Raw genomic sequence first — 17,420 nt, forward strand, 5'->3', positions numbered from 1 at the left:
CGTCAACCACTCGTTGCCGTGGCCCGCTGCCATTCGTGGCGGGCGGCCGCGCCGAGGGCGATAGCGATGACGCCGAGGACGGCGACTATCACCCATTCCAGGGTTCCGCTGCCGTTGTCGGGGTCCCAGCCGGTGAGGAGTTCGATCCATTCGCGGCTGATCACCGTCACGAGGGCGAGCACCAGTGCTGCAACGGAGAAACCGGCCTGCCACCAGAACCGGGGTCGGACCGCCGGACGCGATTGCTTCATCACAATCCCCTCTCCTTCAAAGGCATCTCAGGACCGACCTGGGTCGCCAGCTCCCACACGCCGCGGCTACGAGTTCCGACGCGAAGGAGCTGCTCACCTTCGTGGAAGACAAGGTCCACCGCCAGACAGTTCGGCAGCCCTGTTCCGTACACCGCCCAACTGCCGCCGGCGTCACGTGACTCGAACACTCCGACGTCACAAGCGACCCACACCCGATCGTTCTCCGTCGGATGGCAGACGACAGCGTTCACCGGAATGGCGGGCAGATCCGCGGTCACGTCCGTCCACGTGGCGCCTGCGTCGTCGGAGCGGAACACCGCGCCCGGGTTCGAGAACGTCGCCCAGTACCGGTTCGCGTTCTGCGGATCGACCAACAGGTCGCTGATCCAGCCGCTCCTCGGCCGAAGGAGCATGTCGGCCTCGCTCCATTTCGCGTTGTCGAACTGGATGCGGAACACGTCCCCCTGGATCGTGGCGACCAGAACCGTGTCCTGATCCGGGATCGCGAGCGCCGAGGCGATGGATCGCTGACCGCCGGCCAGATCCACGTCCGACCAGGTGTCGCCGGCGTCCCTCGACAGATGAACGGTGTGCCCGGCCTTGACCACGACCGAACCGTTCACCTCGACCGGCGGATAGAACAGCTGCAGCGGCGTATCGGCATCGGGGGGCGTCACGTTCTCCCAGCTGTCCGCATCCCCGCGATGCCGCGAGCGCTCCAGGTACATGTGGAAGTACGAGTGATAGCAGACGTCGGGCGCCGACAGATCGGTAGCGCAGTCCCCGCCATCGCCCAGGCCCACCTGCGACCACTCGTCGGGTCCCTCCCGGCGGATCGTCCCGTTGTCCTGCAGCCCGGCCAGCAACCAAGTGGCGTCGTCCGGGCGCTGGGCAAGGTACTCGACCTCGCTGATCGCGAGACCCGCGTTCAGCGAGGTCCACGACGTACCGCGATCCGGACTGCGGAAGATCCCGCCGTCGCAGCCGGCGTAGATGACGTCCGGATCCGTGGGATCGAAGGCCATCGTGTGCTGGTCCGGGTGGATCGAGTCTCCGTGACCGATCCGGGTGGAGATGTCACTCCACTTCCACTCGTCGTTGGTGCGTACCCCCTTCACGAGCTCCTTCGCGCCTAGGTAGATGGTGTCGGCCTCCGCGATCGCGAGGTACCAGTCGTAGAAGGCCTGATCCACGCTGAGGACGTTGTCCACAAGCTGCCCGAGCCGGAACGACGGGAGATCGACGCTTTCCCAGGGCGCGTTCCGGCCCTGCCGATGCCACAGCCGGGCGCGGCCGTGCGTCGCGGCGAAGACGAACGCCTGCCCAGGATCCGAGGGCACGTGCGCGACGGCCATCCGCTCCGAGCGTGTGTCGAGTGCGGGAAGGCCCGGTAGATCCACCTTGTTGAAGGCGCCGCCGTTCTTAGCAGCGAAGAGACCGTCCGGCGCTGCGAGCAGAATCTCCTCCACTCCCGAATGGTGCTTGGCCAACGAGACATCCCAGGTCATTCCCCGGTGCAGCAACGACCAGGTCGCACCGCCGTCCGGGGACTCGGCCGCGCCGCCGGTAGTCGCGACGAGCAACCGCCCACCGCCCGCCGGGTCCACGACGAGCCGGTAGAAGCCGACCTCCGCGAACACCTGCTCGGCGATCTGCGTCCAGCTCGCACCGCCGTCGTGCGACACCAGAATTCCCTGGCCGAGATGGAAGTACTCCGAGTTCCCCTCGCCGGTTCCCGCGTAGACCGTGGATCCGTCGGACGGGTCGAAGGCCAGCGCGCCGATCGACAGCGTCGGCTGGTCGTCAGTACGTGGCGTCCAGTTCGCGCCACCGTCGCGCGACTGCCAGATACCGCCCGCAGCGCTACCGATCAGGAGCCGGCGCGAGTCGCTGGGATCGACAGCGATCGCCGATATCCGTCCAGCTACTGTGACGGCGCTTCCGGGACCTGTGCCGTACGTCTGCCCGTTCGGGATCCCACTTGGCCCCAACGGACGCCACACCAGGTCGGGCGACGGCGGTGCTGCCGCAAGGAGCGTTGCACGCTCGCGCATCGCGTGACCGTACGACTGAGCTGTCGTCCGCTCTTCGGCGATCGCGAGTGGTTTCGCCTCGCGGCTCAGTCCCCGTGCGTCGAGAAACGCCGCCTCCCGGAGGAAGATCTTCCGCTGAACAGGCTGCTCACCGTTGGCTCCCTCTTTTGCCGCCTTCCCCGCCCCACGCTCCTGAAGCTCGATCGGACCCTTCATCTGGACGCCCCCCCTACAAATACCTACTGCTGATCGTCCGCCTCGCACTCGGCGGGTGAAGACACCTCGTCCGGATCGAGCTCATCGTCGTCCGACTCATCCGCCGCCTCGTCAGCGGAAGACTCGTCAGCTGCAGGCTCGTCGTCGAGCGGGAGCTCGCGTCTGCCGTCCAACCCGCGCGAGTCCTCGAACTGACGACGCCGGTCTTCCGCCCGCCCACCCGGCTCGTGATGTCTGTTCCCCATGCGATCCCCCTGGTGCCGCCCGCAGTACGGCCGGCACCGATGTCCCCCCGGTGCAGTCCGCTCCCGCCGTCGACGGCGTACGACTCAGCCTGGCACCGCCCACCACACCGCGCAAGCCTCCGGCTACACACGTCCACGAGCGCGCTAGTAGTGGTCAGGGGGCCAGTGCGACGATGTCGATTTCGACGACCGAGCCGTACGGCAGCTCGGCCACCTCGACCACGGTCCGCGCCGGGCGGGGCTCGGACCACACCTCGCAGAACTGCGCGTTGGCCTCGTCCCGCAAGGTGATGTCGGTCAGGTAGTACGTCGCCTTGACGACGTCCTCGACCCGGGCGTTCACGGTCGCGAGCCGGCGCCGTACCGTCTCCATGGCCTCCGTCAGCGCCTCGGCCCGGCCACCGACGACAACGCCGTCGGGCCGCAGTGGCAGCGAGCCCGACACGAATACCAATCCGCCCGCGACCACGGCATCGCTGTAGGGGTGTGCCTCGATGCCGCTCATGACTCGAGCACCGATGCAAGCAGCTTCGGATCGATCGATCCGCCGGACACGATGGCAGCGGCGCCCGGCCCGACGGGCACCTTGTCGTTCAGCCACGCGGCCACCGCCGCGGCACCGGCCGGTTCGGCGACAAGCCGGCCCTCGATCGCCAAATACCGTACGGCGGCGAGGATCTGCTCGTCGGTGACGGTGACGATCTCGTCCACGTAGCGGCGGATGTGCTCCCACGGATGAACGCCGAGCACATTCGTACGCAGACCGTCGGCCACCGTGCGATAGGTACGGCGAGGCTCCCACGTGATCCGTTGCCCGAGCCACAGGCTCTGCGCCGCATCCGCGGCCAGCTCGGGTTCCACCCCGATCACCCGGACCTCCGGACGCAACGCCTTGATCGCCGTCGCCATTCCGGCGACAAGACCGCCACCGGAGACCGGAACCACGATGCTCTCGAGCTCGGGCACCTGCTCGAGCAACTCCAGCCCGACCGTCCCCTGCCCTGCGATAACACGTGGATCGTCGTACGGCGGAACGTGGACGTATCCCTTCGCAGCGAGCTCCAGCGGCCGGGTGTCACGTTCGGCCGGCGGCACCAACTCAACCTCGACGCCGAGCGCCCGGACCGCGGCGACCTTGTGGGCGGGTGCCGCGTCCGGCATCACGATCACCGCGCGCAGATCGAATCGGCGGGCCAGCCAGGCGACCGCCCGCGCGTGGTTGCCCGAGGACTGCGCGACGATGCCGTTTGTACGCGCGCGGTCCATGACCTGGGCGATCATGTTGTAGGCGCCGCGGAGCTTGAACGCTCCGGTCGGCTGCAGCGATTCGGCCTTGCAACGCAGTACGAGCTTAGGCTCCTCGGGATGCGGGAGGTCGACGATCGGCGTACGGACGGCAACACCGGCGATCCGGTCCGCGGCCGCGCGGATCTCGTTGAGCCCTACCAATTCCGCGGTCATCGGGCACCTCGCACAACAGCCTCGCCGGGGAGCGCGGTGGTGACCACGTTGCCGTCGCGAACGACCGCTCGGCCGGCCACTAATACGTGGTCGAAGCCGGTCGAGCTGGTCTGCGATGCGGCGTACGTCGATCGATCGCTCACCAACTCGGGATCGAACACCACGAGGTCGGCGTCGGCGCCGACCTGCACCCGGCCCTTGCGTGCCATCGCGGGGACAGCCTCGGTCAAGATGTTTGCCGGAAGCAACGAACACCGCCGGAGCGCCTCCGCGAGCGAGAGCGCGCCGCTCTCGCGCACCGTCGTACGGAGGAAGCGGGCGAACGTTCCGGCGGTGCGCGGATGGGACGATGCATCCGGCGGTAACGCCCGATCGCCTTCGACCACCAGTCCGGCCGGTGTCGTGAACGGAATCGCGTCGGACGCGACGGCGGTGTCGCGCATCAGCAAAGCGCGGCGGATCAGAGACACGTCCTCCTCCTTGTCTTCGTCGAGGTAGTGGATGATCACGAGCGCGCCTGGCGTCTCCTGCCGGATCTGCAGCAGCCGGGCCGCGTCCTTGGGCCGCTCCCCCGTCGCGACGATGCTCAGGTTCGACGGCTCGATCCCCAGTCGCGGGAGTCGGTCCGGGTGCAGGAACGGCACCCCGACGGCCGTCATCCCCGCGCCGTAGGGATAGGCCTCGGTCGTGACATCCAGCCCACGCTGCCGGGCGCCGTCGATCAACTCGGCGACCTCGTCGATGGCCCGGAGCGACGTGGAGTTCACATGACACAAGTGCATGTGCGCGCCGGTTCCGGCGGCCGCGGCAACGACCTCGGCCACACCTTCGAGCGCCGACTCGGGATCCTCGGGATTCTTGAACCGGGCATGCGTGTACGTCGGTACGCCGTATCGCGCGGCGAGGGACGCCACCCGGAGGTACTCGTTGCGCCCGGTCTGGGGGGCGTACCCGACGAGCACACCGATTCCGATGGCGCCCGCAGACAACTGCTCTTCCAGCCGGCCGACGATCTTGTCCAGCTCAGAGGCTTCGGCCGGCTTCTGCCAGTTGGCGCCGGCCAGGCCGTTGGTGAAGTCGAGGAAGCCGCCGTCCGGACTCGATCCGTCCAGGACGTCCATGCGCGCCTGAGCCCACGATGCGGAGTACCCAAAGTTGATCGGGCGGCCCTCGTCGCCCGCGCGGGCCAGCGATCGGGCGACATCACCGGCGCCGGACTCCAATTCCAGCGCCGTGGTGACGCCGTCGAGTGCCTGCAACCGGAGCGACGGGATGTTCTGCGCGTGGCTGTGCAGATCGATGAATCCCGCGGTCACGACACGCCCGCCCACATCGATGGTCACGTCGGCGCGAGGTGAGGAACCACCGACCGCGACGATCGTGCCGCCGGTGATTGCGACGTCGGCGATCTCGTCGCGTCCGGTCTCCGCGTCGATCACCCGCCCTCCGGTCAGCAGCAGATCGCACTCGGCAACCGCAGCGGGTCGCGACTCCATGGAACCGTCCTCTCCGGCCGGCCGACGTTCGGTCCGGCAGTCTCATTGGCACCGCAAGTATCCGGAAGTAAGCTCCCGGACATGGAAAGTCGCCGCATTGGGACACAAGGCCTTGATCGATCGCAGGATTCCGACACTGGATCGGCATCGCTGCTGTCCGAGGCGGACCTCGGACTGATCGACGCCCTGCAGATCAGCCCCAGGGCCAGCTGGGCCCAGCTCGGCGACGTGCTCGGCGTCGACCCGGTCACGGTCGCGCGGCGATGGGCCCGGCTGAACTCCGCCGGCGAGGCGTGGTCGACGGTCGCGCTCGGCCAGCGGCAACTGCACACGATGACGATGGCGTTCCTCGAGCTCGACTGTGAGGCGGGCGCGACCCTCGAGGTGGCCGACGCACTCGGGCAAGCCGGCCACCTCATCACGCTCCAACACATCGCGGGCAGCTACGACCTCTGGGTGATCGCCGTGTCGGCGTCCCTGCCGCCGTTGGCCGACTACCTGCTCGCGGACCTTCCGCGGCTGCCGGGCGTACGCAAGATCCGGACGCACATGGCCACCCGTGTCTTCGACGCGTCCCGCCGCTGGCGCCTCCGCGTGCTACCCCGATCCGCGGTGTCGGCCCTGACACCGGCCACCGGCCCGGCCGAGTCGACCAGGCCGATGGACGACATCGACCGACGGCTCTTCTCGGCGTTGTCGGTCGACGGGCGCGCGACGTACCCCGAGCTGGGCGAGCTGGTCGGCGCATCCTCACGCACGGTCCAACGCCGGCTGGCCAGGCTGGTCGCGACCGGCGACGTCGACTTCCGGTGCGACCTCGCCCGGCCGCTGGCCGGTTGGCACGCGGCAGCGGTGCTCTGGCTGGAGATGCCGGATCACCTGCTCGAGAAGACCGGCCGCGCGTTGGTCGACTGGGCCGAGACCCGTACCTGTGCGGCGGTCGCGGGACCGGCCAACATGCTGCTCACGGTCGGCCTGCACTCCGCGTCCGATCTCCATCCGCTGGTCTCCCGGCTGACCAGCGAGTTCCCGCACATCCGGGTGGTCGACCGGCAGATGGTGCTCCGGCAGGCCAAGTTGTACGGGCGCGTCCTGGACGCCACCGGCCGCTGGGTCCGAGCGACTCCGGTCGACCCATGGGCCCTCGAGCTTCGCTGATCAGGGCAGGAAGACCGATTGTCCAGGACCGGGCGGCAGGCCGAGGAAGTAGAACAGGGCGAGGATCGCGATCCAGACGACGGCGAACGCGGGAGCGAACGGCACCAGCCTCGCCACCAGCGTCCCGAGCTTCAGGTTCGGCTCGTAGCGCCGCGCCATCGTGAGCACGAGGTACAAGAAGATGTGCATCGGCGAGATCGCCTGCGTCACCGAGTCGCCGATCCGGTGCGCGGCCTGGATCATCGCCGGTGACAACCCGAGCAGCATCAGCGCAGGCACCATCACCGTCGACTCCAGCGACCAGAGCCCGCTCCCGGAGGTGATGACCAGGTTCAGCAGGGACGACAGCACGACCAGGAAGACCAGCACGCCGAAACCACGCAGTCCGACGCTCTGCGCGGAATCGGCCAGCTTGACGGCCATCAGCACGCCGAGGTTCGAGTAGGCCAGCACCGCGAGGGTCTGCGACACGATGAAGATCAGCACGATGAAGCCGGCCATCTCACGGATCGCCTGTTCCATCAGCTTGCCGACCTGGCGCTTGTCCCGCTGGACCGGCAGCACCCGCGCGTACACCAGACCGAAGATCAGGAACGACAGCGAGATCGCGATCACGAGATTCGACAGTAGCGGCGACGGGACGAGCGTGCCGCCCTCACCCTGCAACGGCGAACCGGGCACCAACCACGCGACCGTGAGCAGTACTCCGAAGACCGCCACCGCACCGGCAGCGATCAGAACGGCGCGCTTCTCCTCGCGACTCACCCGCACGCCTTCGGTCTCTGCCTGCGTGCCCTGCCAAGGACCGAGCTTCGGCTCCAGCACCTTGTCGATCAGCAGGCCGCCGACGATCGGCAGGATCAGGCCGGCGGCGACCCCGAAGTAGTAGTTCATCGCGATGTTGCCATGGAAGTCGTGTCCGGCCGGGAGTAGCGAGGCAGCCTTCTGCGTGATGCCGGCCAGCGACGCGTCGAGCGTCCCCATCAGCAGCCCGCCGCCGTACCCCGTCGCCGTACAGGCGTAGGCACCGATCAGGCCGGCGAGTGGATGCCGCCCGACTGCCATGAAGACGAGTGCGGCGAGCGGCGGGATGACCAGGAACGAAGCGTCGGACATCACATGTCCCTGGCAGGCGACCAGCGCCACGACGTACGGCACCGCACTGCGCGGCACCCGCGCGAACACCAGCCGTACGGCGGCTTCGAGCGCGCCGGTGCCCTGTGCGACACCGACGCCGAGGACCACGACCAGCACCGGACCCAACGCGGGGAACGACACGAAGTTGTCGATCACGCCCTGCATCAGCGCAACCAGGCCGTCCGGTGAGAGCGCGGCCCGGATCGGCACGACGTCCTTCACTCCCGGGACGCTGACTGTCACATGGAACGCCGCGACGATCGTCGACGCCACCGCGATCAACAGCAGCAGGCCGACGAAGAGCAGGAACGGGTTGGGCAGCTTGTTGCCGAGGCGCTCGATGAGGCCCAGTACGCCGCCCAGCCGACCGGGCTCGCGTTCGTCGATCGCGAGCTGTTCAGTTGTGTCGTGTTTGTTCGTCGTCATCGGATGCCTCACAGGATCGCGCGGTTTCGTGTCCGCCAGTGTGTCGGTATCAAACTCAGCCGACTGTCCAGATGCAGGAATGAGACAGATGACGGCTCATCTATGCCGGAAATAGGACACAGGCGTTCACGCGCGATCGATCCCGGGCATGGTCGTCAGCTGGCCGGGTGATTAATCGCTGCGATGAATCCGGTGGATCACATTTCCCTGTTGGAATAATCGTCGGAGTCGCCCACACAGTTGGGTCATGAGTTTGCGCACCGTGCCGTTCGGCACGACGGGAATGGACATCACCCGGGTCGGCTTCGGCGCCTGGGCGATCGGCGGCGGCGAGTGGGCGTACGGGTGGGGCACGCAGGACGACCGTGCTTCGATCGACGCGATCCGGCGCGCGATCGAAGCCGGGGTGAACTGGATCGACACGGCGGCTGTGTACGGGCTCGGGCACTCCGAAGAACTCGTGGCCCGCGCCGTCAAGCCGTACGGCGAGGCCGACCGGCCGTACGTCTTCACCAAATGCGGCCTGGTCTGGGACCGGGCCGACCGCGGCGTCGAACCGCGTCGCAGCGGTCACGCGGCCTCGATCCGGCGCGAGGTGGAGGGCTCGCTGCGCCGGCTGCGCACAGAGCGGATCGATCTCTACCAGATGCACTGGCCTGCGCCCGAACCGATCGAGGAGTATTGGGAGGTCCTGGCGCAGCTGAAGGCTGCGGGGAAGGTTCGCGCGATCGGGCTGTCCAACCACGACACCAAGCAGCTCGAGAGGGCCGAGAGGATCGCACCGGTCGATGCGCTGCAGCCGCCGTACTCGCTGATCAATCGCGACGCCGCTGCAGAGCTTGACTGGTGTCACTCGAACGGCACCGGCGTGATCGTCTACAGCCCGATGCAGTCGGGGCTGCTCTCCGGCGCGTTCACGGCCGAACGCGCCGCGACTCTGCCGTTCGACGACTGGCGGTCCGGATCGGCCGACTTCCTCGGGCGGAACCTGATGCGCAACCTCGCGTTGGTGGACGCGCTCCGTCCGATCGCGAACCGCCATCGGACCAGCGTCGCGAGCATCGCCATCGCGTGGTGCCTGTCGCGCCCGGGTGTCACCGCGGCGATCGTCGGCGCCCGGCATCCACGCCAGGTCGACGGCTGGATCTCGGCGCCGGACGTGGACCTGGATGCGACCGACCTCATCGAGATCGCCGACGCGTTGCGACGGACGGGCGCCGGCCACGGAGAGATCCGGCCATGAAGCCGAGCGCCGCATATCTGTCCGCGATCGGAGGGCTTACGAAGGGGTGACCACCGCGTAGATGCGGTGGAATCCGATGACGTCGAGTTTGCCGTGGAGGAAGTTCTGTTCGTTGAGGCTGCCGACGGTTGCGTAGCCGGGCTCGTAGTAGAGGAGGTCCGCGCCGACGCGGCCGATCAGCAGGATGTAGTGGTGTGGGATCCAGTCGCCGATCAGCACGGGTACGGGATGACCGTTGCCTGCGGCATCGGCTGCGTCCGCGAGTGCCGAACGGTTGGCCAGGCGTGGCCGGTAGTGGGTTCCGAGTGCGTCGGCGTACCGATTCAGCTCGTTGCTCATTCCGAGCGGTGTCGAGCCGAGGCGCTGCGGCCAGAAGCGGTTGGTCTCGGCGTGGATGCGGTGTTCCTCGGCGGTCAGCCGGGCCTGGAACTGCCCCGCGGCCGCGTCGGCGCGGACCGTGCTGTCGCCGGTCGTCAGGTACAGCGCGTACAGCGGGTCGGCCATCGCGCGCGCCATCAGGATGGTCATCGGCCCACAGCTCGTGTCGTCGGGCTGTTGCACGGGAGCAGATCGGTAGTCGACCCAACCGGATCCGTCGGGATCGAGGAGATCGAGGTGGGTGTGCAGCCAATGAGGCTTCTTGCCACGGATCAGCTGCGCGAACGACGCAACCTCGCCGGCATTGTGCCCAGCCGCCACCACCTTGACGACGTACGGCCGTTCGTCGGCATCGGCGGCCGCCATCGTCGCCTCCACCCGGTCGCGGTCAGCGGGTGACATCGCGTCGAGCCGCTCCCCCGCACGCTCCGCGGGTGATTCGGCAGGCGCCGGATCATGGTGTGTGACCGCGGCCACGTGGGTGATCCCCCACTGCGGTCCGATCGCGTGTCCCAGCAGGGAGAGCAGCACTGCCGTTGCCCTCAGCATCGATCCGAACCTCACGACCAGTACCTCTCCATGACTCCGCGGTTTTCTGCCACCTCCCACGGTGCCGACGCAGCGACCGGATTTCGTCACAGCGAGCGGCAATCCGCCGTACCGGCCAGCCGGAAGATCGGACCCGCCCAGGCTTCCAGCTAGCCGGATTGTTGGGCGCTCGGCGGTTCGGCATCCTGGAGCCATGGAGTTGCGCTGCTTGATCGTCGATGACAGCCCTCATTTCCTGTCGGCTGCACGCGGTCTACTGGAGCGCGAGGGCATGCACGTGGTGGCCGTGGCCTCGAACGGCGACGAGGCGGTCCGCCTCGCCCGGGAGCTCGGGCCGGATGTCACCCTGGTCGACATCGACCTCGGCAAGGAGAGCGGCTTCGACGTCGTACGCCGGTTGACCGGCGAGACCGAGCTGGCACCGGCCACGGTGATCCTGGTCTCCACGCACGCCGAGGAGGACTACGCAGACCGCATCTCGGCCAGTCCGGTGGCCGGTTTCCTGCCCAAGACCAGGCTGTCCGTCCCGGCGATCCGCACCGTGCTCGGCCTCACGGCCTGACCTGCGCTCAGCGGGCCTCGAGGTACGCGACCACGGCGAGCACCCGCCGGTGGTCGTCGTCGGTCGCCGGCAGGCTCAACTTCGCCATGATGTGCCGGACGTGCTTCTCCACCGTGCCCTCGGTCACCCACAGCCGCCGGGCGATGCCGGCGTTCGACCGGCCCTCGGCCATCAACGCGAGGACTTCCTGCTCGCGCTCGCTCAGTCCCCCGAGCGGATCGTTGCGGCGTCGCGTACTGACAAGCTCCTGCACCAGCGCGGGGTCGATCACCGAACCGCCCCTGACGATCCGCTCCAGCGTCTGGATGAACTCGTCGACATCCGTGATCCGCGTCTTCAGCAGGTACCCGACCCGTTCACCGGTCGCCAGCAGCTCCATCGCGTGCTCGACCTCGGTATGGGCCGACAGCACCAGAATGGCGATACCAGGGAACTCGGTGCGGATCTGGCGCGCCGCGTCCAGGCCCTCGTTCGTGCTGGTCGGAGGCATCCGGATGTCCAGCACGACCAGATCCGGCTGCTCGTCACGCACCAGCGGAAGGATCCACGCGCTGTCACCGGTCTGCCCGACCACCTCGAAGCCGGCCTGCTGCAGTAGCCGGGCGAGCCCTTCACGCAGGAGTACGTCGTCCTCGGCCAGCAGCACACGTGTGCGAGCAGCATCATCGTCGCTCTGCTGTGGTGACGGCCGGGTCGCCATGGCACAGAGTATGTCGGATGGAGCCGTCACGGGCTACGAGTCCAGGGTGCGCTGGACGAGGCGAGCCGACGGGCCGTGAGGCAGACCGTTGCGAGCAGCACGGTGGCAACCAGGAGTGGCACCGCATGCCAGCCCGCTCGCTGCATCAGCGCTCCGACCAGGCCGCCGACGAGCATGGCTGCCGCGGACAGCAGGCGTCGACCGGCCCTCGACCCGGGTCCACCCGCCGCGCGGCTATCAGCCGCAATACCTGTGACGGTCAGGGTGAGCACGGTAGTGGTGAGATCAGGTACCGCCAGCCACCGCGCCACGGCGTTCTGTACGCCCAACCCGAGCCCGAGCAGCACGAGCAGCGGATAGCGGGTGCTGCCAGCTCCGAGCACCGCGACCACGACGAACGCCGCGCCGACGAGAAGGACCTCCACACCGACGGCGCGGTACAGCACGCCGGCCCGATGGGCCACGCCGTGACGAATCATGCGCCCGCAGAGCAGGGCTCCCCCGGCGAACGCCACCAGCGCGACAACGGTGGCCAGCAGGGAGAACCCAGCTACTCCGGCGATCGCGAAGCCGCCGAACACGACATTCCCGGTCATGTTCGCCACGAAGACGTGTCCCAGCGACAGATAGCTGAACGCGTCGACCAAGCCGGTGACCACCGTGAGCACAAGCATCAACGGCTGCAACGGACCGTGCCGATCGCCGTCTTCCGGTACGGCGGTGTGCCAGGCCTCGCGCAGAATCGCGATCACGAGGCTCGCTCCAGGTCCGCCCGCAGAGCCCGCCGGCCGCGGTGGATCCGGGACATCACGGTTCCCCTGGGAATCCCGACCATGTCGGCGATCTCCTGGTAGCTGAAACCCCCGACATCGAAGAGCAGGACGACGCGCCGGTAGCGGTCCGGGAGCGACGCCAGCGCCGTTTGCAGGCCTTGGTCCGGGATCGCGTCGATGACGGTGGCTTCGGCCGAGGCGGCGACAGTGTGCAGGACGCGGCCGGTCGTCTCGTACCACTGGTCGGAGACGGTGATGGGCTCGTTGCGGCGCTTGCGGTAGCTGGTGATGAAGACGTTGCGCAGGATCCGGAAGAGCCACCCGCGCAGGTTGGTTCCGGGCTCGAATCCCGCGAAGCCCCGGTACGCGCGCAGGAACGTCTCCTGCAGCAGGTCCTCGGCGTCGGCGGGGTTCCCAGTCAGCCGCAGCGCGGCGACGTACAGGCGAGGGCGTAGCGGGACCGCCTCCGTCTCGAAGCGCTCCTTGAGCTCCTGGGTACTACGCAGTGATCGCACAATTGGAGCATCGCGCGGCGTGGGCGGTGCTGTCGTCGCGGTGAGCACCCAACTGAGGAGCACGGTGGTGGGAATCGTCGCGTTCCCGCTAGCAGGAACTCAGCTGCTGATCGGGAGCTCGCAGACAGCTTTCGTACCGGCGCCCGGCGGGCTGTCGACGGTGAACGAGCCGCCGAGGGCGTCGAGGCGGTCCTTGAGTCCGACCAGCCCTGAGCCGCGGGCCGGATCGGCGCCGCCGATGCCGTCGTCCTGTACGACGAGGAGGAGTTGGCCGTCCGACATCTCGGCGCGCACGTGGACAGCGGTCGCCTGCGCGTATTTGGCCGCGTTGGCGAGCATCTCCGAGACGACGTAGTACGCCGCCACCTCAACGGGCTCCGGAAGCCGGCCCTCGATCCGGGCCTCGAGCTTGACCTCGACGGTCGACCTCCGGGCCAGCGCCCGGAGCGCCGGGCCCAGTCCGGACTCGGACAGGATCGCCGGGTGGATCCCGCGGGAGAGCTCGCGCAGTTCGTCGATCACCTCGACGAGCCCCATCGCGATCTGCTCGATCTCGGCCCGGGTCTCCTCCGACCCGGTGAAGCCGGTCGCTGCCGACCGCAGACCGAGGGCCAGCGACACCAGCCGCTGCTGGGCGCCGTCGTGAAGGTTCCGCTCGATCCGGCGGCGGGCCTCGTCCGACGCCGTCACCAGCCGAGCCCTCGATGTCATCACGTCCGCGCGGCTCTGCGCGTTCGCCACCGCCATCGCGACCAGGTTGGTGAAGTCCGTCAACCGGTCCTCGGCACCGGCCGGCAACGGCCCATGCCTCGAGCCGAGAGCGATCAGCCCCCACACCCGCCCGTCGACGTGGACCGGCATCGCCACCGCCGCACGCAGGCCTTCGCGCAGATAGGGTTCACCGCCCGGGACCGAGGCGTAGTCGTCGACCCGAGCGGCCTGTCCGGTGCGCTGTACCGTCGCGGTCAGGCCGGTCGGCGGATAGCCCTCCCACGGGCCACCGATCCGCACATGCGGCCCGGTCGTCCCGTCGCTGGCGACCAACGTCGCCGTACCGTCGGGCTCGAAGCGGATCATCCGGGCCGTGTCACCACCGAAATGCCGCGCCACCTCCTGCGTGACGGCCCCGAACACGGTTGCGGGCGGTTCGCCGGCCGCGACGAGCAGAGCCAGCCGGCGCAGCGCGGCCTGGGTGTCGGCGAGATCGCCACGGGCCCTCTCGGCCTCGACCGAGCGGCGACCGGCCTCGGCGGTCACCGCGGCGACGATCACCGACATCACGAGGAACAGCACCAGCAGCAGGACGGTGGCCGCGTCCAGCGTGCGCAACGGCGGCAGCAGGTACCAGTCGAAGGCCAGGATCACGGCGACGCCGACCGGGAGCGCGTACGTGATCCCGCCGAGCCGAGCGATGCCGAAGACAACGATCAGCAGGAGTACGCCGACAACCACCGCGGGCACGTGATCCCGGGCCGCTGTACACACGACAGCGGCCAGCCAGAAGGCAAGAGCTCCGGCTGCCAACGCGGCCACGCACCGCAGCAGCAACGACCCGCGGAGCCGGACCCATCCGAGGCTCACCACCTGTCGAGCGTCCCATCGCCGTCCTGACCGCACAACGGCAGGCAACAGCAGCGCCTCCCTCAGGGCCGGTTGTCGGGCGCAAGCAGCACGACCGAGCTGGGAAGCACCAGACCGGCATTGGTCAGCTCATGCAACAGCCGACGCAGTTGCGGCCTGCTGTAACCGCCCGCCGGCCGGTTCGGATGCCGCACCTCGATCGCTCGCGCCGCCTGTACGGCGCGGTCGCCGATCCGCTTCTCCAGCCATCGCAGTCGCCCTGCAGACCTGTCCCGCTCGGACGCCCGCAGCAGTTCGTCGTGGTCCCACAGAAGTTGCCGAAGCGCCGCAGCGATCTCCTCGATCGGCGGACCGGTCGGCTGGAACGCTGCGCCGGGCCGCCGATTCCGTACCGACCGCCGTAGCGCCATTGCGCCGTCCAGAGCCGCAGAGCCGGCGATCGCGACCAGGAGTGCGGCGGCCGCGACGCGGAACGCAGGGTGACGAACGGCGACCAGCAGCAGGATCATCCAGGCGAGTCCGAGTCCGATAGCCAGTAGCGTCCTCACTCGCATCAGACGCCGGCGTCGCTCAGGCTTCATTTCCCCAGCATCCCGTGCCGGGCGGGAGTCGATCGCCCCGGCCAGCGTCCAACCGATGTTCCCGCTACCAGGGGGATACAAGGACGGCTGGCAAGGACGTCTCACCCTGCTCCGGTTGGCGATGCTGGGGACAGCATGCAGTCGACGGGAAGAGTGGAGACGATGAAAGACGCGGGTATCAAGGCCGTTTCGCTGGGTGACACCGGGATGGAGATCAGCCGGATCGGGTTCGGAGCCTGGGCGATCGGCGGCGGAGGCTGGGAGTTCGGGTGGGGCCCGCAGGCCGACGACGACTCGATCGCCGCGATCCACCGGGCGCTCGAGGGCGGAGTCAACTGGATCGACACTGCCGCGGCGTACGGCTTCGGACGGTCGGAAGAGGTCGTCGGGCGCGCGGTCGCCGGGCTGCCCGAGCACGAACGCCCGTACGTGTTCACCAAGGCCTCGCTGCTCGAAGGCCGGTACCGGACCGTCGTCCACAGCCTGAAACGCGATTCGATCCTGCGCGAGGCGGAAGGGAGTCTGAAACGGCTCGGGGTGGACGCGATCGACCTGTACCAGCTCCACTGGCCGATCCCGGAGCACGACCTCGAAGAAGGCTGGTCGGCCGTGCTCGAGCTGAAGGACGCGGGCGTCGTACGCCACATCGGCGTCTCGAACTTCGACATCCCGCAACTGCAACAGATCCAGGACATCGCGCCGGTCGAGACCCTGCAACCGCCGTACTCGCTGATCGACCGCGAGATCGAGGCCGAGTTGCCGTACGCCGACGAGCACGGCATCGGCGTGATCGCGTACTCGCCGATGGCATCCGGCCTGCTGACCGGCGCCATGACCCGCGAGCGGATCGCGCAGCTGCCCAGCGACGACTGGCGCCGCAACGACGAACGCTTCCGCGAACCGCGGCTGTCCGAGAACCTCCAGCTGGTCGAGCGGCTGAAGACCGTTGCCGCCCGCCACGACGTGACGCCGGGCGCTGTCGCCGTGGCCTGGACGCTGCGCAATCCGGCCGTCGACGGAGCGATCGTCGGCGCGCGCCGGCCGGAGCAGGTCGACGGCGTCCTCGCCGCGGCCGGACTCGAGCTCGACGCCGACGATCTGACCACGATCGGGGCAGGCCGGTGAGTACGGCGAGCGACCGTCCCGTCATCGGGTTCGTCGGCCTCGGCCACATGGGCGGCGCGATGGCGGCGCGTCTGCTCGGGGCCGGCTACGAGGTCCACGGCACGAGCCGGACGCGTGCGCGAGCCGAGGAACTGATCGCAGCCGGACTGCGATGGGTCGACGGCGCCGATCAGCTCGCGAAGACCGCGGACGTCCTGATCACCTCCATCCCGGACGACGCGGCCTTACAGCTCGTTGCCGACAGCATCACTCCCGCCCTGTCCGGCGGCCAGGTCTGGATCGACATGAGCACGGTCAGCCCGCAGGCCAGCCGTGAGGTGGCGGACCGCGTCCTGGCGGCGGGCGCCGAGTTCCTGGACGCACCGGTGTCGGGCAGTGTCCCGCAGGTGCGGGCCGGCACGCTCACGATCATGGTCGGCGGCGACGAGACGGCGTACCACCGGGTCGAGGCGGTCCTGGGCGAGCTCGGCCGACCGACGTACATCGGCGGCAATGGTCAGGGGCTCGCGCTGAAGCTCGGGATCAACATCAGCCTCGCCGTGCAGGTCCTGGCGATGGCCGAAGGGCTGCTGCTCGCCGAGCGGTCCGGGGTCGACCGTGAACTCGCTCTCCGGGTGATGACCGCCAGCCCGATCGGCTCCCCGATGCTCCAGGCCCGCGAACCGCTATTGCTCGACCTTCCGGACGAAGCCTGGTTCGACATCCGCCTGATGCAGAAGGACCTGGTGCTCGCCCTCGAGACCGGACGCACGCTCGCAGTACCGTTGCCAACAGCAACCAGTGCCGACGAGATCCTGACCCTCGCCCGAGCCCTCGGCTACGAACGCCGCGACATCGCCGGCGTCTTCGAAGTCCTCCAACGCCTCAGTCGCCACTGACCTCCTCAACGCCACCACGATGGTGCGCAGGCGACGACGGCGTCGACGAGGTCCTGCTTGCTCAGTTTTCCGTCAGTCAGCCACGGTCAGTAGGAGCTCGAGCGGACTTCGG

Annotated in this window: 18 protein-coding genes; 5 read left to right on the forward strand and 13 right to left on the reverse strand. The window is 68.7% G+C overall.

Going from position 1 to position 17,420, the window contains the following annotated elements; translation table 11 throughout:
- Positions 1-2 precede the first annotated feature (2 nt).
- The 6 genes from FDA38_RS42390 to FDA38_RS27350 all read right to left on the reverse strand — a co-directional run bounded on the left by FDA38_RS42390 (position 3) and on the right by FDA38_RS27350 (position 5,702).
- Positions 3-251: an ABC transporter permease gene (locus tag FDA38_RS42390; protein WP_170989890.1), complete on the reverse strand. Its 249-nt coding sequence runs from the start codon at positions 249-251 to the stop codon at positions 3-5.
- On the reverse strand, positions 251-2,500 hold the full coding sequence (locus FDA38_RS27330) for a beta propeller repeat protein (protein ID WP_137257002.1): 2,250 nt from the start codon (positions 2,498-2,500) through the stop codon (positions 251-253). The genes FDA38_RS42390 and FDA38_RS27330 overlap by 1 nt, the downstream gene beginning before the upstream one ends.
- 23 nt (positions 2,501-2,523) lie before the next feature.
- Entirely contained in the window at positions 2,524-2,745 is a 222-nt protein-coding gene (locus FDA38_RS42395) for a hypothetical protein (RefSeq protein WP_170989891.1), read from the reverse strand.
- A 154-nt stretch (positions 2,746-2,899) separates the two neighbouring features.
- A complete protein-coding gene (locus FDA38_RS27340) occupies positions 2,900-3,250 on the reverse strand; it encodes a RidA family protein (protein ID WP_137257003.1) in 351 nt (116 codons plus the stop codon).
- Complete coding sequence (locus FDA38_RS27345) at positions 3,247-4,206, reverse strand: threonine ammonia-lyase (RefSeq protein ID WP_137257004.1); 960 nt, start codon at positions 4,204-4,206, stop codon at positions 3,247-3,249. Before FDA38_RS27345 ends, FDA38_RS27340 begins: the two co-directional genes overlap by 4 nt.
- Entirely contained in the window at positions 4,203-5,702 is a 1,500-nt protein-coding gene (locus FDA38_RS27350; RefSeq protein WP_137257005.1) for an amidohydrolase family protein, read from the reverse strand. The genes FDA38_RS27345 and FDA38_RS27350 overlap by 4 nt, the downstream gene beginning before the upstream one ends.
- A gap of 81 nt (positions 5,703-5,783) precedes the next feature.
- On the opposite strand from FDA38_RS27350, the gene FDA38_RS27355 reads away from it, so the two are divergent.
- Positions 5,784-6,860, forward strand: coding sequence for an Lrp/AsnC family transcriptional regulator (locus tag FDA38_RS27355; RefSeq protein WP_137257006.1), 1,077 nt, complete (start codon positions 5,784-5,786; stop codon positions 6,858-6,860).
- On the opposite strand, the gene FDA38_RS27360 is transcribed toward FDA38_RS27355, so the two are convergent.
- Positions 6,861-8,423, reverse strand: coding sequence for an AbgT family transporter (locus FDA38_RS27360; protein ID WP_137257007.1), 1,563 nt, complete (start codon positions 8,421-8,423; stop codon positions 6,861-6,863).
- 247 nt (positions 8,424-8,670) lie between these two features.
- Between FDA38_RS27360 and FDA38_RS27365 the strand changes: the two genes are divergently transcribed.
- Positions 8,671-9,666: an aldo/keto reductase gene (locus FDA38_RS27365; protein ID WP_137257008.1), complete on the forward strand. Its 996-nt coding sequence runs from the start codon at positions 8,671-8,673 to the stop codon at positions 9,664-9,666.
- Between the two features lie 36 nt (positions 9,667-9,702).
- On the opposite strand, the gene FDA38_RS27370 is transcribed toward FDA38_RS27365, so the two are convergent.
- Complete coding sequence (locus tag FDA38_RS27370; protein ID WP_137257009.1) at positions 9,703-10,593, reverse strand: hypothetical protein; 891 nt, start codon at positions 10,591-10,593, stop codon at positions 9,703-9,705.
- 193 nt (positions 10,594-10,786) lie between these two features.
- Between FDA38_RS27370 and FDA38_RS27375 the strand changes: the two genes are divergently transcribed.
- Positions 10,787-11,155, forward strand: a complete 369-nt coding sequence (locus FDA38_RS27375) for a response regulator transcription factor (protein WP_137257010.1) — start codon at positions 10,787-10,789, stop codon at positions 11,153-11,155.
- Between the two features lie 7 nt (positions 11,156-11,162).
- On the opposite strand, the gene FDA38_RS27380 is transcribed toward FDA38_RS27375, so the two are convergent.
- The 5 genes from FDA38_RS27380 to FDA38_RS27400 form a co-directional block, all read right to left on the reverse strand.
- Positions 11,163-11,855, reverse strand: a complete 693-nt coding sequence (locus FDA38_RS27380; protein WP_137257011.1) for a response regulator — start codon at positions 11,853-11,855, stop codon at positions 11,163-11,165.
- A 26-nt stretch (positions 11,856-11,881) separates the two neighbouring features.
- Positions 11,882-12,607: a YoaK family protein gene (locus FDA38_RS27385; protein WP_137257012.1), complete on the reverse strand. Its 726-nt coding sequence runs from the start codon at positions 12,605-12,607 to the stop codon at positions 11,882-11,884.
- Positions 12,604-13,143, reverse strand: a complete 540-nt coding sequence (locus FDA38_RS27390) for a sigma-70 family RNA polymerase sigma factor (protein WP_202877854.1) — start codon at positions 13,141-13,143, stop codon at positions 12,604-12,606. The genes FDA38_RS27385 and FDA38_RS27390 overlap by 4 nt, the downstream gene beginning before the upstream one ends.
- A 99-nt stretch (positions 13,144-13,242) precedes the next feature.
- Positions 13,243-14,727, reverse strand: coding sequence for a GAF domain-containing protein (locus tag FDA38_RS27395; RefSeq protein WP_202877855.1), 1,485 nt, complete (start codon positions 14,725-14,727; stop codon positions 13,243-13,245).
- Positions 14,728-14,786: 59 nt separating this feature from the next.
- Positions 14,787-15,305 (reverse strand): hypothetical protein, encoded by a 519-nt coding sequence (locus FDA38_RS27400; protein WP_137257013.1) that lies wholly within the window; start codon positions 15,303-15,305, stop codon positions 14,787-14,789.
- Positions 15,306-15,467: 162 nt separating this feature from the next.
- Between FDA38_RS27400 and FDA38_RS27405 the strand changes: the two genes are divergently transcribed.
- Entirely contained in the window at positions 15,468-16,430 is a 963-nt protein-coding gene (locus FDA38_RS27405) for an aldo/keto reductase (RefSeq protein WP_137257014.1), read from the forward strand.
- Entirely contained in the window at positions 16,427-17,308 is an 882-nt protein-coding gene (locus FDA38_RS27410; RefSeq protein WP_137257015.1) for an NAD(P)-dependent oxidoreductase, read from the forward strand. Before FDA38_RS27405 ends, FDA38_RS27410 begins: the two co-directional genes overlap by 4 nt.
- The last annotated feature ends 112 nt before the right edge of the window (positions 17,309-17,420 follow it).

It is taken from the genome of Kribbella jiaozuonensis (assembly GCF_005233875.1).
GTDB classification, from domain to species: domain Bacteria; phylum Actinomycetota; class Actinomycetes; order Propionibacteriales; family Kribbellaceae; genus Kribbella; species Kribbella jiaozuonensis.

Coding starts and splice junctions, on each gene's coding strand:
- FDA38_RS42390 (WP_170989890.1), bottom strand. CDS start 251: ATGAAGCAATCGCGTCCGGCGGTCCGACCCCGGTTCTGGTGGCAGGCC.
- FDA38_RS27330 (WP_137257002.1), bottom strand. CDS start 2,500: ATGAAGGGTCCGATCGAGCTTCAGGAGCGTGGGGCGGGGAAGGCGGCA.
- FDA38_RS42395 (WP_170989891.1), bottom strand. CDS start 2,745: ATGGGGAACAGACATCACGAGCCGGGTGGGCGGGCGGAAGACCGGCGT.
- FDA38_RS27340 (WP_137257003.1), bottom strand. CDS start 3,250: ATGAGCGGCATCGAGGCACACCCCTACAGCGATGCCGTGGTCGCGGGC.
- FDA38_RS27345 (WP_137257004.1), bottom strand. CDS start 4,206: ATGACCGCGGAATTGGTAGGGCTCAACGAGATCCGCGCGGCCGCGGAC.
- FDA38_RS27350 (WP_137257005.1), bottom strand. CDS start 5,702: ATGGAGTCGCGACCCGCTGCGGTTGCCGAGTGCGATCTGCTGCTGACC.
- FDA38_RS27355 (WP_137257006.1), top strand. CDS start 5,784: ATGGAAAGTCGCCGCATTGGGACACAAGGCCTTGATCGATCGCAGGAT.
- FDA38_RS27360 (WP_137257007.1), bottom strand. CDS start 8,423: ATGACGACGAACAAACACGACACAACTGAACAGCTCGCGATCGACGAA.
- FDA38_RS27365 (WP_137257008.1), top strand. CDS start 8,671: ATGAGTTTGCGCACCGTGCCGTTCGGCACGACGGGAATGGACATCACC.
- FDA38_RS27370 (WP_137257009.1), bottom strand. CDS start 10,593: ATGCTGAGGGCAACGGCAGTGCTGCTCTCCCTGCTGGGACACGCGATC.
- FDA38_RS27375 (WP_137257010.1), top strand. CDS start 10,787: ATGGAGTTGCGCTGCTTGATCGTCGATGACAGCCCTCATTTCCTGTCG.
- FDA38_RS27380 (WP_137257011.1), bottom strand. CDS start 11,855: ATGGCGACCCGGCCGTCACCACAGCAGAGCGACGATGATGCTGCTCGC.
- FDA38_RS27400 (WP_137257013.1), bottom strand. CDS start 15,305: ATGAAGCCTGAGCGACGCCGGCGTCTGATGCGAGTGAGGACGCTACTG.
- FDA38_RS27405 (WP_137257014.1), top strand. CDS start 15,468: ATGAAAGACGCGGGTATCAAGGCCGTTTCGCTGGGTGACACCGGGATG.